Origin of the sequence: Enterobacter sp. J49, assembly GCF_002148625.1 — a bacterium.
Lineage (GTDB): Bacteria > Pseudomonadota > Gammaproteobacteria > Enterobacterales > Enterobacteriaceae > Enterobacter > Enterobacter ludwigii.
The window spans coordinates 511,851-527,476 of the sequence record NZ_MWPY01000037.1; the positions used below are offsets into that span (position 1 = coordinate 511,851).

Genomic DNA, 15,626 nt, shown 5'->3' on the forward strand with positions numbered 1-15,626 from the left:
CGTTCACACGATTCCTCTGTAGTTCAGTCGGTAGAACGGCGGACTGTTAATCCGTATGTCACTGGTTCGAGTCCAGTCAGAGGAGCCAAATTTAAAAAGCCTGCTTTTATAGCAGGCTTTTTGCTTTTCTGCGTTCTGAAAAGGCCCGATGCGACGGGCTTACAGCCGGGTCAGGCGAAACCGCCGCCCGGCATCCACCTGATATTTCTAGTGGTTAACCCCAACCGGCTTCGTCGCCTCAAGCAACCATTGCCGCGCGTCGCTGTCGACCAACGGTAACAGGGCCTCACGCACCTGCTGATGATACTCATCCAGCCACTGTTTTTCCTGTTCGTTCAACAGCTGTAACTCGACCTGGCTCAGGTCGATCGGGATCAGCGTCAGTGAGGAAAACGTGCAGAATCCCGGACGGCTTTCGACAATCTCCACCTGGTTTTCAATGCGGATCCCATGGCTGTCCGCCAGATAATATCCAGGCTCGATAGTCATGATGGTGCCGGCCACCAGGGGCCACGGGTTAACCTTTTTGGCGAGACGATGCGGGTTCTCATGGATAAGCAACTGATGTCCTACGCCATGCCCTGTCCCGTGATCGTAATCCAGCCCCATTTCCCACAGCGGACGACGCGCGAAGGCATCAAGCTGATGGCCCTGGCTGCCGGAGGGGAACTGTAAGGTTATCAACGACAGGAACCCTCTCAGTACGGCGGTGTAGTGCAACTTCTGCTGTGGCGGCACGCTACCCCATGCCAGCGTACGCGTGGCGTCAGTGGTGCCGTTATGGTACTGACCGCCGGAATCATTAAGGTAAAAATGATGATGACCGATGGGCTTATTGCTGGCTTCGCTTGAGTGATAGTGGCACATCGCCGCATTACTGGAGGAGGCGGAGATGGTGGCAAAACTTTGCTCAATAAATCCAGGCTGCTGTTTACGGAATGCAAGCTGCTGCGCCTGCGCTTCCAGCTCCGTCAGCGGTTTTCCCGCCGCCTCACGCAGGGGGACTTCACGGCTTAGCCAGGCCAGGAAATTCACCCAGGCAGCACCGTCGTGGTGATGACACTCGCGGTACCCGGCAAGTTCGACCGGGTTTTTAGTGGCTTTCATCAGAGTGATGGGATCGGTTCGCCAGACTATTTCGCCCTCTGGCTCAATGGCAAAGCGCAGGGCGACCGGCGCGGAATCGGCATCAACCATCACCCGCTTGCCTTGTGACAGGCGCTGGCAGCGTTCGATAAAGGCATCCTGTGGCGCAATCCTGAACGCGTTTCTCACGCTCTCGGGTAGCTCGCTGAGCTTATTGTCGTTAACAAACCACTCCACGCTACCGTCACGATCAAGAAGGGCAAAGGAGAGGGGAACAGGACTGGATGGAATGTCAGCGCCACGCACGTTCAACAGCCAGGCGATGTTATCTGGCAGAGTCACGGCCAGATAATCGGCATCGTGTGCGGCCAGCACGGCGGCAACGCGCTGGCGTTTGGCGAGGCTGCTTTCGCCACTGACCTCCACCGGCATTTCTCGAATACGTCCCGCCGGCGCGGCAGGGCGATCGTGCCATAAGGTATCAAACGGCGACTGACTGAGTGGAACCAGTTCACAGGGTGTTGCAGACAGTTGCCCGAACTCCGTATTGGTCATTAGCAGTGCTTCAAACCCAATACGCATGCCGGCCCCGACGTTGGCTGTGAGCCATTCGGCCAGCGGTTCATTGTGCAAATGGTGGATTTCAATTTCATCCATATTGACCTGAAGGTGAGCCTGAACCTGATAGCGGCCATCGACAAACAGCAAGGCTGTGTTTTTCAGTACCAGCGCCAGACCTGCGGAGCCATCAAAGCCCGTCAGCCAGGCCAGCTTTTCATCGTACGGCGCGCAATACTCACTCTGCCAGGCATCCGCGCGCGGCACGATCATGCCATCAAGATTGTTTTCCTGTAGCCATCGGCGCAGGGCCGATAAGCGTGATGGGGTGTGCATGGTTTTTCCTTGTTCTTGTTAGCGGAATGGCGGCTCGTTGAAGGTACGTAATTTACGGGAATGCAGCCTGTCGCCTTCCGCACGCAGCAAATCAATGGCGCGAATGCCGATTTGTAGATGTTCGGAGATTGCCCCTTCATAGAAACGGTTGGCCTGACCCGGAAGCTTAATTTCGCCGTGCAGCGGTTTGTCGGAGACGCACAGCAGCGTGCCGTAAGGGACGCGGAAGCGATATCCCTGTGCGGCGATGGTGGCGCTTTCCATATCAATCGCGACGGCACGGCTGAGGTTGAAACGCAGCGCGGAGGCGGAGTAACGCAACTCCCAGTTACGGTCATCCGTCGTCACTACCGTACCGGTACGCAGACGCTGTTTAACCTCTTCACCCGGCATACCGCTCACCTCTTTGGTGGCGTCATACAGCGCACGCTGCACTTCGGCGATGCTCGGGATAGGAATATCCGGTGGAAGCACAGCGTCAAGCACATGGTCATCACGCAGATAGGCGTGGGCCAGCACGTAGTCGCCAATCAGCTGGCTTTCACGCAGGCCGCCGCAGTGTCCAATCATCAGCCACACGTCCGGGCGCAATACCGCCAGATGGTCGCAGATGGTTTTGGCATTTGACGGACCAACCCCAATGTTAATTAAGGTGATCCCCTGGCCGTCAGCGGTGATCAGGTGCCAGGCAGGCATCTGGTGTTTTTTCCACGCCAGGTCGGAGATGGCCTGCTCGGGTGCCTCGGTTTCCGCGGTGATCCAGATCCCGCCGGCGCAGGACAGCGCGATGTAAGGGCTATCCGGGTCGAGGATCTGGCTACAGCCCCAACGGACAAACTCGTCGACATAGCGGGTGTAGTTGGTAAACAGTACAAAGGGCTGGAAATGGTCGACGGGCGTCCCGGTGTAGTGACGCAGGCGCGCCAGAGAGAAATCCACGCGGCGGGCATCAAAGTGCGACAGCGGTGAAAATTCTGCCGGGTGGTAGATACCATCCGCCGTCTCATCGCCAATCTGCGACAGCTCGGTGGTCGGGAAATGGCGCGTCAGTCCCGCGCTCATGGAGCGGTCAAGGGTTAATGCCGAACCGTCAATCACATACGGATACGGGATCTCATGCTGTGAGGGTTCAACGGCAATGTGCGCGCCGTAATCCTGATACAACAGCGTGAGTTGCTCTTCAAGATAAGGGCGGAACAGTGCAGGGCGGGTGACGGTGGTGCTGTAGCAGCCGGAGTGGGTAAAGCGTGCGTAGGCGCGCGTTTTCGGCGTGTTAGTCGCGCTGCCGTCCCAGGTGACGGAAAGCGATGGATAAACAAAAAGGCCCTTACTTCTGGCCTTTTCGTCGGGGAGTTTCCCTGTTTCGATATACTCACTGATGGCGCTGCGCAGCGCGTTGACGGACTGTTCATACAGTGCATCGAGTTTTTCCAGTGCCTGAGCCGGGGTCAGGCTGGAGCCCTTATTATTCATCTCTGTCTCCTTGTTCCACAGGTGTGCGACTCTACCCGATAGTATGTCACACGCCTGTGAAACAAAAGTGAGATCAGGTGTGGTTCGTCTCTTTCATCAATAACGCCGTCGCCGCTGACAGCAGGCAACCGGCCAGCAGATAAAGTGCCACACTGTGCCAGTTGCCCCCGGAGAAGGTCACCAGCGCGGCGGCAATAAATGGCGTAAACCCGCCGCCGACCACGCTTGCCACCTGATAGCCTACGCCCGCGCCGCTGTAGCGATAGCTCGCCCCGAACAGTTCGGTAAACATGGGCTGCTGCACGCAGACCACCATATCGTGGGCGATGTTAGCGAGCATGATGGCAAAGAAGACAATCCAGAAGATCGACTGTGCCTCCAGCGCCATGAAGAACGGCCAGGCGCTGAGGGTGCCAATCAGCGCCCCGGTGATATAGACGCGACGGCGACCAAACCTGTCCGCCAGCCAGGCGAAGCAGGGGATAGTCAGGCAGCTGATCCCGCCGACCAGCAGGCCAATGTTCAGGAACAGCTCGCGGGGCAGACCGAGATTTTGCGTTGAATAATTGAGGGCAAACGCGGTCACGATATACATCGTCAGCAGTTCGCACAGGCGCAGGGCGATAATTTTCAGAAAAGCGCCAGGATGCCGGACAAGCGCCTCCATCACCGGCAGCCGTTTTCTGGCAACGGGCGGTTCTTGCCGCTGTTGTTCGAACTCAGCAGATTCCTCCATGCCGTTGCGGATCCACAGGGCAGCGACAACCAGCACGATGCTGAAGATAAACGGAATGCGCCAGCCCCAGCTCAGGAATTGTTCATCGGTGGTGAAGTGGCTCATCAGCGACACCAGTCCGGTGGAGAGCAGCAGACCTACGCCATAGCCCACCTGCACGCCGCTGCTGTAAAACGCTTTCTTGTTCTTCGGGGCACTCTCAACGGATAACAGCGCCGCGCCACCCCATTCGCCGCCTACCGCGAAGCCCTGAATGGCGCGCAGCGTAACCAGCAGCACCGGCGCCCACCAGCCAATGGTGGAAAATGAAGGGAGAACGCCAATCAGCGCGGTGGCGATGCCCATCATCCAGACGGTGAGCATCAGCATGCGTTTGCGACCGAGACGGTCACCGAAGTGGCCGAAGATCACTCCGCCCAGTGGACGAAACAGGAAGCCGACGCCAAAGGTAGCAAACGCGGCGAGCGTACCCATTGCCGGGCTAATCTGGGGGAAGAATTCGCGGTTAAACACCAGCGCGGCAGTAATGCCGTAAAGCAGAAAATCATACCAGTCGACGACGGCACCCGCGAAGCTGCCGAGGGCTGCGCGGCGGGCACGATTGAGCGAAGGTGTCTCCTCGTTGGGATGTGTGGAGGTGAGAGTGGAGTCCATAGTTGTCCTGTCTGCACGTATTTCTAATTATTGGTATAAGAAAAGGTCACTCACATAGCCACCGTCATATAAACGGAACGTATGAGACTACCGCGCCAGGGCGCGTGTGCAAACTGATTTTATTTCCTGATGGGTAATGCAAAGCGGCTACGCTATGCTTAGCAAATCGAGGTGCGACTGAGGAAGGGAATATGTGTCGTATAAATGTGTTGAGTTGTCTTGCTGCATTACTTATCAGCCAGAGCGTTCAGGCGGTAAGTTATCCTTTACCGCCGACAGGCAGTCGGCTGGTGGGCACTTCGCAAACCATTACCGTGCCGGATCACAATACGCTACCGCTCGAAGCGTTTGCCGCGCAATACGGGCAGGGTCTGAGCAATATGCTGGAAGCGAACCCGGGCGTGGATCCTTTTTTGCCTAAATCCGGTACGCAACTGGTGATACCTCAGCAGCTGATTTTGCCTGACACCGTCCGCGAGGGAATTATCGTTAATGCGGCAGAAATGCGCCTCTACTATTACCCACCAGGCAGCAATACCGTTGAAGTGTTACCCATCGGCATTGGTCAGGCCGGGCGCGAAACCCCGCGAAACTGGGTCACGGCGGTAGAACGTAAGCAGGAAGGCCCCACCTGGTCTCCTACGCCGAATACGCGCCGTGCCTATGCGGCAGAGGGGAAAACGCTGCCTGCATTCGTGCCCGCTGGGCCCGATAACCCAATGGGACTGTATGCGATTTATATTGGCAGGCTGTATGCCATTCACGGGACAAACTCCAATTTTGGCATCGGACTGCGGGTGAGCCAGGGGTGTATTCGTCTGCGCAATAACGACATTAAATATCTTTTCGATAACGTCCCGGTAGGGACCCGTGTGCAGCTTATCGATCAGCCCGTTAAAGTGACGACAGAGCCGGACGGCAGCCGCTGGGTAGAGGTGCATGAGCCGTTATCACGGAACCGGGCGGAATTTGAATCGACCCGGAAAGTGCCTTTGCCGATATCTGCCTCGCTGCGAACCGAGCTTGTCAACGAGGGGGCGGGCGCGGAACTGGAACGTCGGTCAGGGATGCCGGTTAAGCTCGGCAACTGAGGGCAATTTTACCTGCCGTAGAAAAGCAAAAAGCCTGCTATAAAAGCAGGCTTTTCAAATTTGGCTCCTCTGACTGGACTCGAACCAGTGACATACGGATTAACAGTCCGCCGTTCTACCGACTGAACTACAGAGGAATCGTGTGAACGGGGCGCATATTATCGACGTCAGCCGGCCTTGTCAAAGGGTGGATCACCGCCTTTTGATCGTTTGCTGACAAAATCAGCAAAATGGCGTTTTTGACGCCGGAATGCACCGTAATGGTGCGTACATACCCCTAATGGGGCAGATCATAAACTGCTGTTTCAGTAATAAAACCGCTGCTTATGATTAGCTTTCCTTATTTTCAGCCGCTTAGCGACAAATCAGACCTCTTCGTAAAACTGGCATTCATATTGCAAAACCCTATCAACAACGAAAAGCCAGTACCGGCACAGCATTTCGAACAGGGGGCAAAATGAACTTAAGACGACTGAAATACTTCGTAAAAATCGTCGATATCGGCAGCCTGACTCAAGCGGCGGAAGTGCTGCACATCGCGCAGCCTGCGCTGAGCCAGCAGGTGGCTACTCTGGAAGGCGAGATGGATCAGCAGCTGTTGATCCGCACCAAACGTGGCGTGACGCCAACGGAAGCAGGCAAAATCCTGTATACCCATGCGCGCACTATCCTTCGCCAGTGCGAACAGGCGCAGCTGGCAGTGAATAATGTGGGCCAGACGCTGAGCGGCCACGTATCCATTGGTCTGGCTCCGGGAACGGCAGCGTCCTCTATTACCATGCCGCTGCTGCAGGCCGTCCGCGCAGAGCTGCCAGAAGTACTGGTTTACCTGCATGAGAACAGCGGTTCTGTGCTGAATGACAAACTTCTTAGCGGCCAGCTGGATATGGCGGTGCTGTACGACCGCTCACCGGTGGCCGGGATCACCAGCCAGCCGCTGTTGAAAGAAGATCTCTACCTTGTGGGCACCCGCGACTGTCCGGGGCAGAGCGTCGATCTGACGGCCGTTGCAGAAATGAATCTTTTCCTGCCGCGTGACTACAGCGCGGTGCGCGTGCGTGTGGATGAAGCGTTCTCCCTGCGCCGCCTGACGGCAAAAATTATCGGTGAAATTGATTCCATCTCCACGCTAACCGCCGCTATAGCCAGCGGTATGGGTGTGACCGTTCTGCCAGAATCCGCAGCACGTTCGCTGTGCAGCGCGGCAAACGGCTGGATGGCGCGCATCACCACGCCTTCGATGAGCTTACCGCTGTCGCTGAATATGTCCGCGCGCGGATCGCTGTCACCTCAGGCGCAGGCGGTAAAAGAGATTCTGATGTCGCTGGTCAGCAAACCGTCTCTGGAGAATCGTGAGCTGCAGCTGGTGAGTTGATATTCCATAAAAGCATAAGATGCTGGTTTTTATTATTTGTTCTGCAGGTCGGCTGACTCTAACAATAGCGTTATGTCAGATGCGCCGGAGTGAATCGTGAATTTCCAGCAACTTAAAATTATCCGTGAGGCGGCCAGGCGGGATTACAACCTGACCGAGGTCGCCAATATGCTTTATACCTCTCAGTCCGGCGTCAGTCGCCATATCCGCGAGCTGGAAGAAGAACTGGGGATAGAGATTTTTATCCGTCGCGGCAAGCGTCTGCTTGGCATGACGGAGCCGGGCAAAGCCTTGCTGACCATCGCGGAGCGGATCCTCAACGAGGCCAGCAATGTGCGTCGCCTGGCGGATCTCTTTACCAATGACGCCTCGGGCGTCCTCACTATCGCCACCACCCACACCCAGGCGCGTTACAGCCTGCCGCCGGTGATTAAAGCCTTCCGTGAACTTTTCCCTGACGTCCGTCTGGAGCTTATCCAGGGCACACCGCAGGAAATTGACGTGCTGTTGCAAAACGGTGGGGCAGATATCGGCATTGCCAGTGAACGCCTGAGCAACGATCCGCTGCTGGTGGCTTTCCCGTGGTTTCGCTGGTACCACAGTCTGTTACTTCCCGTCGACCATCCGCTGAATCAGGTTACGCCCCTGACGCTGGAAGATATCGCGAAATGGCCACTGATTACCTACCGGCAGGGTATTACCGGACGCTCGCGCATTGATGAAGCCTTTAACCGCAAAGGCTTAACGCCGGATGTGGTGCTGAGTGCACAGGACTCTGATGTAATCAAAACCTACGTCGAGTTGGGGCTGGGCATTGGTCTGGTGGCGGAACAGTCCGGTGGTGAACGCGAGACGGAGAACCTGGTACGACTGGATACGCGTCATCTCTTTGATGCCAATACCGTATGGCTCGGCCTGAAGCGTGGACAACTGCAGCGCAACTATGTGTGGCGCTTTATCGAACTCTGCAACGCCGGGCTGTCCGTGGATGAGATTAAACGTCAGGTGATGGAGCCAGAAGAAGTGGCGATTGATTATCAGATTTAGCGGCTGGCTTTCAAACGCAACGCCATAAAGCTCAAGGGAAATCGCCACGCGCCGAACCATCATAGTAAACGGAAGCAGTTGCCCAAAGAGAAGCCTGTCTGAGGTGGCGTATGTATTTTTATCACATACGCCACCTCAGACAAGGGGCGGAAACATCCTGACGGTAACGTGGCTGAGCTGGCAGACTGTCCGAAATTGATTCCTGATACAGTCTGAGTACGCAATGCCGCATCAGCCCTGTCTTTTGGCCTTCAGCCCTGTAGCCTTTTCGGGCAGGGCCGTTACCTTTATGCGCCATTACCCTTCAGCCTTTTCCCTTTCGTAAGACCCTTAATACCTACGTGCTGTTGCGGTAACATCTGTTATCGTCTGCAAACGCATAATTACCTGCCTGTAATAAAATCTGCATAAATTTTACTCCCCTTCGTATTAACTCCCTGCGACTATTAGGGTTTTAGGGATTTAACTTAAGGAAAAACGATGGACATACGTTACCCGGTACGGAAGGCCGACGGGCGGGAGTATAAGAACTATGACGAATTGCTGACCGACATCCGCAAAAATGCCCACGGTTGGTGGTTACTTGGCATGAGTCGTTACTGGCACGGCGGTATCCATATCGGATCATCCTCCTCTCCGGCATCGGTGCTGAGCCAGAATGCACCGGAAACGTCTGTACCGCTCCAGTTCATGATGGACGGCGAAGTGGTGGCATGGCGGGTGAACCGGGACTACGCGAATATTGAATGCATGCAGGCGCAATCGCTTCGCCAGTCCGGTACCTTTGTGCTTGTCAGATCGGTGTACAAGCCTGATGAACGAGATGAGTCCTCCTGGCTGACGCTGTATCAGCTTTATATGCACCTGGCACCTTTGTCAGAATATCCTGAACGCCCGCTTTATCGGGTTACGCCGAAAGGTCATGGTGTGCGGATGCGTAAATATTCCCGCCATGACGACAGCCGCGAAATTGTGCCGGAAGTACTGACAAACAAACACGGTCAGCGCAGGACGCTGATGCAGGGCGATACGCTCGCAGTACTGCAACAAATATCGTTTTTGATGGAAAGACAGCCTGAGCCGTTCGCCCTGGTGCAGCGCCTTCAGGATGGTAAACCCGCCGGGGAGCTCTTCTGGGTTTCAATGCGTCCTGAATATCTGGAGCCTGACGGTGAATGTCACGTGTGTCTGCCTGACTGGATGCACGATGCGCTGAATCACGGCATGTTTGATGATGTGGTGGTGCCACCTGTCCCACTTAAAGTGACGGTTAAGGCGGGTGATTCGGTCGGATTCCTCGGCGCTCAGGATCTGGCCGATGAAGATAATTACCCACAAATAATCACCACGGACTATAAAGCGCATATCGAATTGCTGAGCCTTGATGAGCATGTGCCGGATTTTGTGGCCAACGTGAAGGGCATTAAAACCGGCAAACAGTTTATCAAGCTTAAGCTGAAACGACCAATGTACCTGCGAAACGGAGAGAATGAAGACAGTACCTTTGAGCAGATGAGCGCCATTACCCGCGCTGATGCCGGAAGAATTATCCCGCGCGATGCCACGTACCCGTTTACGGATAAAACCGGGATAACGTACTTTCAGATCCGCCCACACAGCTGGATGCACCAGGACGATGTGGAGCAGCTCAGTCAGCATGATTTAGCCGCGTTAAACTTTCACTGCATCGAAGCTGCCCCCACAACCGATTTTACCCGCACGCTGGATGAACCTTGGGTTATTGATGCCCTGAAAAGCATCGATTCTCACTTTGATGGCGAAAAAGGGCCACAAAGTTCACAGGCAAAAATGTTTTATGACAGCCTGATCCACAACGCTGAAAACAGAAGACCACCCAGCCCATACCCTGATAAATCACAGGACCAGTATTTGTTTGACGCACTGCATACGAATCAGATGAATATCCCGGAGTATGCGCGACGGCTGATAGTGAAACATGACAGCGACTGGCACAGTACCCGGGATGATACACGCTGGTCATCGGTATTTAAGGACAAGGACGAAAGTCCAGTTGTGAAACTGGCTAACGGCGGATTTCTGGACGCCACGCACTGGATGGATAAGGTTCAGCCGTTCGCCAGTCAACGTTCAGTATGGCACTTTCATCCTCTGGAATTCTTATATGTAATGTCCGGTGATGATGATATGGATATAAAATGGTTAACTGTACCTAAAGGGCAGTTAACGTTTGATGCTGAAGGAAATGATAATAACAGTAGTCCTTATTTTAGTCGCCATATTCACTGGCCGGGTGGTGTTTCAGGAATAACGATTGGCCGGGGATATGACCTGGGTCAACAAAATGATCCAACATCAGACCTCGACTCTATTGAATTAAGTCAACCGCTAAATACCTGGCTTGTCGAATCAAAAGGTCTGTCTGGCTTAGAAGCTCAAAATCGTTATGAATCAGCAAACAATGACATCAGTAGTTATGAGATAACCAGAAAACAGCAATATGATCTTTTTGTTATCACCTACAATAGGTTAGAAGCCGATGTCAAAAGAATATGTCAGAAGCCTGCAACCATCAGGGCATGTCATCCGAATCAAAATATCACTCCGGAACAGGCATGGAATGATATTCCAGAAAAAATAAAAGAGGTACTTGTTGACCTTAGATATCGTGGAGATTACACATCTCATGCTCGCTCTTTAATTCAGCGCTACGCATACATTGGGGATTTATCTGCATTCGGTCAGATATTATCAAATAGAGCTCAGTGGTCAAATGTTCCACAAGATAGATTCTTAAGGAGAGTTAGATTTTATGAAAATTAAATGTCTGTTGCTTATTTTATTTGCCTCATATTCTACAGCAGGTTTTGCCGCATTTTCCGAGACGGAAAATAATCAACTGACGAGCATTAATCAGAAAAGCTCAGGAGAAGTTAAATCCGCACTGGACAATTTGAATAAATCTATTGATGAACAAATCGATAACAATATGGAGCGTAAGCCTTTGATTTTGGATCTGAAAAATTCGTGGGGGCAGATGATTAATAAAAAATGCCAGCTGGAAACTATAGAGTCAAAAGGGACTGATGCAGAAATGGCCGAAATGAATAATTGTCTTATTAAAAATTATCAGGAAGAAATGAAGTATTTTGATGCAATGCTTCCATAACTGTATCCTCAGGCTCCTGGTCTTGGTTTGTCGAAGCAAGGTTTTACTGTACGAATAACAGTAAGTTTAAAAAAGCCGCCGCAAGATACAATCTTGTAGCGGCCTCTTTGAGGCGCTGAAAAGCGTTAATTCTTACATAATTATAGTGGGTTGATAATTGGTCTGGTGCAGAACTGAATTACATTTTATTCTAAATTGAACACCTCAATATCCGGCAATTACGTAAAATCTACAAACATACACGATTGAAAAGAGGTCTGTGCTATGAAGCTTCTCTCTCGTGTCCCGCATACTGATAAGGCGATAGATACCGCTCTGTGTTTACATCCAGATAATCCGCCCACCACTGCATCATGCTGATCCGCTCTTCCAGATATTCTGCCTTATGGATATAGGCGGCACCCACGCTGTTTCTTTCCTGATGGCTCATCTGTTTTTCAATGGCCTGCTTGCTCCATAGCCGCGACTCACTCAGCGCACTGCATGCCATCGCCCGGAAACCGTGACCGCAGACCTCTTTTTTGGTGTCATAGCCCATCACACGTAATGCCTTGTTGATAGTGTTGTCGCTCATGCACTTATCCTGGTCGTATTCGCCGGGGAAAATAAACGTCAGATGCCCGGAGAGCGCTTCAGTTTGCTTCAGGATCGCGATCGCCTGAACGGATAGCGGGACGATGTGCTGTGTTTTCATCTTTGCGCCACGATGGGAGAAGCGCACGCTTTCGATCTGTTCCCGTTCTTCCGGGATTATCCAGAGCTTCTGCCGCCAGTCGATCTCACTCCAGCGGGCAAAGCGCAGTTCGCTGGAGCGCACAAAGAACAGCAGCGACAGCTTAAGCGCATACCGTGTCAGCAGCCTGCCGGAGGATAACAGTTCAGGCAGTTTTTCAAGCGGCAGGGCCGGGTAATGTTGCGTCCCCGGTGGGGTAAACTCACCATCCAGATCCAGCGCCGGGTTTGATTTAATGAACTGCTTTTTCACCGCATAGCGCATGATTTCGGTGACGTAGTTTTTCAGCATTGCGGTGATCTCCAGAAAGCCTTTGTTCTCCACTTTACGCAGGGTAAACAGCAGATCTTTCGTGACGATTTGATGGATATATTTGTCCCCGAGATCCGAAAACATATACCTTTCCAGCCTGCGCTGGATGGTCGTCGCATAATGTGCAGAACAGCGCCGGTGGTCGGCATGCCAGTTCATGGCGATCTGGCGGAATGTCTGTCTGTTTTTCTTTTTCTGCTGTGCGATTTTTTTGTCAACGGCGGGATCGGCTCCTTCACGCACTTTACTGCGTGCCGCATCCCGGAACTGGCGCGCCTTAAGAAGGGAAACATCTGGGTAGGGGCCAAGGGCCAGCTTCTTCTCTTTCCCGTCAATGCGGTACTTCATATACCAGAGTTTTGAGCCATTAGGTTTGATCAGCAGGTACAGTCCTGAACTGTCGCCGAGTTTGAAGGGTTTGTCAGTGGGTCTGAGATTGCGGATAGCGGTATCTGTGAGTGATATAGCGGGGGGGCTCCATGCGTTCAACGAACCGTGAGGCCCCCGAGCAAGCCCAAAAACACAGATGCCAAAAAAACCGGCAATCCTTATCAGGACAACCGGTTCAGCCTAACTGATTGTTTTTAAAACGTCTTAAGACTCACTGAGATGTCTTAAGACTAAAATTTGGCTCCTCTGACTGGACTCGAACCAGTGACATACGGATTAACAGTCCGCCGTTCTACCGACTGAACTACAGAGGAATCGTGTGAACGAGGCGCATAGTATCGACCTCAGTTCGTCTTGTCAAAGGGGGAAAACGCACTTTACGTTCGTTTGCCGACAATTTCAGCAAATCGCTGATTTTATAGCAAATTCGCGCTGAAATTACACAGCAAATTGCGCCGCCCGCAGGCGGCGCACAGGATTAGAACAGTACGGAGTAGTTCAGACCAAACGTACGGCCACGGCCTTTATAGGTATACAGACCTGGCGCACCGTAGGTTGGGCTATACAGCCCCGGCGCACGCTGACCCCAGGCGGTGGTGTAGTCTTTGTCCAGCACGTTTTCCACGCTGAAGCTCACTTTACCCACCGGCAGGTCGTAGCTGCCCAGGAAGTCGACCGTGTTATAGCCATCGATCTTCTTACCGTCGGCATCAGACACGTCAAAGGTCTGCGTACTCTGCACGCGCAGGGTCCAGTCGCCTGGTGCCCAGTTGACCCAGGCGCTGGCTTTCGACGGGCTGGCGCTGTCTACTGTCAGCTTCTCCCATTTACCGTTTTCGCGGGTTTCAGACTTAATGGCGTTAAAGTTCGCGCCGGTGCTCCAGTCGCTGTTGGTGAAGAAATAGTCCACCTGGCCTTCAATCCCGTAGATACGACGTTTGTCGTCTTCCAGGTTGATGGTCATGTCCGTTTTGTTGATGGTGATGGTTTTATCCGAGAGCGAGTAGTACGCCGCAACCTGCGTGCGCAGGTTGTCGCCGGTGTAGCGCCAGCCCAGCTCATACGCGTTAACCTTAATGCCGTCCAGCGTCGAGTCGTTAACGTTCACGCTGTTCAGCAGGCGATAGTGCCCGTCGACAAGCTGGTAGGTACCGGAGCCGTAATACTTCGCCAGGTCCGGAATTTCGAAGCCCTGGGAGAAATTAAACCACAGCTGCTGCTGTTCGGTCAGACGGCCAAGGATCCCGGCGTTGAACAGGAAGTTGTTGTAATTGGTTTTCCCGCCCGGTACCGCATCAGCCGATGTGGCTTTCCCGTTAGCGATGGCCTGTTGCTGGGTATAACCAACGAAGTCATCCACCTTGTTTTCGGTGTACTGATAGCGCACGCCGCCGCTCAGGGTAATGGCATCAATGTCGTAGCTGGCCTGCAGGAACGGGGCGAGGTTGGTAATGCTGTAACCCGGGTAACGGCCCACGTTATAGGCGTTCTCCAGATCCATACCGCCGCTTGCTGCCGCTTTGTCCAGGTTGAAGAACTGCTGGTTAGCGTCGAAGGTTTCGTGGTCAGCATCCACACCCCAGGTCAGCGTTAAATCATCCATCGGTTTGCTGTTCAGCGTCAGCTTGCCGCCGTAAAAATCGGTTTTCTGCTGCGACGCACCGATGCTGCTCACCACGCCTTTGGTCAGTGTCGGGAACGGGTAGTAGGTCAGGCTTTCGTCACGATAGTAAATCTGTGCGACCAGATCCTGGCCCCAGAAATCGGTGTTGGAGTACTGCAGGTTAATCAGATGCCGCTCTGTGCCCGGCAGGCGGTCAGAGTTCAGGTTGCCTTTATTGTAGGCTTTGGCATCACCCGTAACCGCGGAGAAGTTTTCCCCAAGGAACAGGCCGTGCTTCCCGTCGGACTCGCTCTTGTAGTATTGCGTCGTAAGCTGCAGCTGCTGATGATCGTCGATGTTGAGGGTGCCTGTTCCCATCACATCCAGACGGTCGGAATACTGTAATCCGGTCTGGGTGTTATCAATAATCACCTCGTTGCCTTTGCCGTCGTACCAGCCGCCGTAGCGCTGATACGATACTGACAGCCGGCCAGAGGCATTGTCGTTGCCGCCGCTCACCGCGGCTGACACGTTCTCATCGTGGTCGTTGTGGCTGTTAAAGCCACTCTTTGCTCCGGTCTGGAACTCCACTTCGGTATCCGGCTGGCCTTTTTTGGTCACGATATTCACCAGACCGCCGGTGCTGCCGCCGCCGTAGAGGGACGTGGCGCCGGAGATCACTTCGATACGGTCAATGTTGAACGGATCGATAGAGTCAAGCTGGCGGCTGTCGCTGCGGGACGAGTTAAGACGCACGCCATCCACCATCACCATCATCGAGCGGCCGCGCAGGTTCATACCGTAGTTGGTGCGGCCCTGGCTGCTGACGTCCATGCCCGGGATCAACTGCGCCAGGACTTCTTTAATCTCTTTTCCACCCTGAACCTGCTGTTCAATCTCAGCACGCTCAATAACCCAGGTAGTCTGCGCCATCTCCGCCACGCTGCGGTGCGCGCGGCTGGCGGAGACAACAATATTTTCTTCCTTTTGTTCTTCCGCCCACGCAGAGGTAGAAAGCATTGCAAGCAAGCAAGGATTTAAAACCCAAAGATGAGAACGTTTCATTGTTATGTAGTTCCTGAAT

10 protein-coding genes and 3 tRNA genes are annotated in these 15,626 nt (G+C 53.6%); 6 read left to right on the plus strand and 7 right to left on the minus strand.

Features of this window, described 5'->3' with window-relative positions; translation table 11 throughout:
* Nucleotides 1-12 precede the first annotated feature (12 nt).
* Nucleotides 13-88 (plus strand) — tRNA-Asn (locus tag BJP35_RS20685).
* Nucleotides 89-207: 119 nt separating this feature from the next.
* Here BJP35_RS20685 and BJP35_RS20690 read toward each other — a convergent pair.
* The 3 genes from BJP35_RS20690 to shiA all read right to left on the minus strand — a co-directional run bounded on the left by BJP35_RS20690 (nt 208) and on the right by shiA (nt 4,843).
* Complete coding sequence (locus BJP35_RS20690; protein ID WP_086463519.1) at nt 208-1,980, minus strand: aminopeptidase P family protein; 1,773 nt, start codon at nt 1,978-1,980, stop codon at nt 208-210.
* A gap of 18 nt (nt 1,981-1,998) precedes the next feature.
* Complete coding sequence (locus tag BJP35_RS20695) at nt 1,999-3,453, minus strand: AMP nucleosidase (protein WP_014170778.1); 1,455 nt, start codon at nt 3,451-3,453, stop codon at nt 1,999-2,001.
* A 73-nt stretch (nt 3,454-3,526) separates the two neighbouring features.
* Entirely contained in the window at nt 3,527-4,843 is a 1,317-nt protein-coding gene (gene shiA / locus BJP35_RS20700) for a shikimate transporter (protein WP_086463520.1), read from the minus strand.
* 191 nt (nt 4,844-5,034) lie between these two features.
* On the opposite strand from shiA, the gene ldtA reads away from it, so the two are divergent.
* Nucleotides 5,035-5,934: a L,D-transpeptidase gene (ldtA, locus tag BJP35_RS20705; protein ID WP_040017923.1), complete on the plus strand. Its 900-nt coding sequence runs from the start codon at nt 5,035-5,037 to the stop codon at nt 5,932-5,934.
* A 61-nt stretch (nt 5,935-5,995) separates the two neighbouring features.
* Here the strand turns inward: ldtA and BJP35_RS20710 are convergent.
* A tRNA-Asn gene (locus BJP35_RS20710) sits at nt 5,996-6,071 on the minus strand.
* Nucleotides 6,072-6,391: 320 nt separating this feature from the next.
* Between BJP35_RS20710 and nac the strand changes: the two genes are divergently transcribed.
* From nac to BJP35_RS20735, 4 genes are all read left to right on the plus strand, one after another.
* Complete coding sequence (gene nac, locus BJP35_RS20715; protein ID WP_014170773.1) at nt 6,392-7,309, plus strand: nitrogen assimilation transcriptional regulator NAC; 918 nt, start codon at nt 6,392-6,394, stop codon at nt 7,307-7,309.
* 96 nt (nt 7,310-7,405) lie between these two features.
* Complete coding sequence (gene cbl, locus BJP35_RS20720; RefSeq protein ID WP_025203722.1) at nt 7,406-8,356, plus strand: HTH-type transcriptional regulator Cbl; 951 nt, start codon at nt 7,406-7,408, stop codon at nt 8,354-8,356.
* A gap of 480 nt (nt 8,357-8,836) precedes the next feature.
* The gene (locus BJP35_RS20725; protein WP_226876137.1) at nt 8,837-11,158 is read left to right on the plus strand and encodes a hypothetical protein; all 2,322 of its coding nucleotides are present in this window, start codon (nt 8,837-8,839) and stop codon (nt 11,156-11,158) included.
* Nucleotides 11,148-11,504, plus strand: a complete 357-nt coding sequence (locus BJP35_RS20735; RefSeq protein WP_063924763.1) for a hypothetical protein — start codon at nt 11,148-11,150, stop codon at nt 11,502-11,504. The genes BJP35_RS20725 and BJP35_RS20735 overlap by 11 nt, the downstream gene beginning before the upstream one ends.
* Nucleotides 11,505-11,766: 262 nt before the next feature.
* Here BJP35_RS20735 and BJP35_RS20740 read toward each other — a convergent pair whose 3' ends face one another.
* The 3 genes from BJP35_RS20740 to BJP35_RS20750 all read right to left on the minus strand — a co-directional run bounded on the left by BJP35_RS20740 (nt 11,767) and on the right by BJP35_RS20750 (nt 15,607).
* Nucleotides 11,767-13,014 carry an integrase arm-type DNA-binding domain-containing protein gene (locus BJP35_RS20740; protein WP_063925452.1) on the minus strand — a complete coding sequence of 416 codons (1,248 nt, stop codon included), beginning with the start codon at nt 13,012-13,014 and terminating at the stop codon, nt 11,767-11,769.
* Between the two features lie 163 nt (nt 13,015-13,177).
* Nucleotides 13,178-13,253, minus strand: a tRNA-Asn gene (locus BJP35_RS20745).
* A 164-nt stretch (nt 13,254-13,417) separates the two neighbouring features.
* On the minus strand, nt 13,418-15,607 hold the full coding sequence (locus tag BJP35_RS20750; protein WP_032678488.1) for a TonB-dependent siderophore receptor: 2,190 nt from the start codon (nt 15,605-15,607) through the stop codon (nt 13,418-13,420).
* Nucleotides 15,608-15,626: the final 19 nt, after the last annotated feature.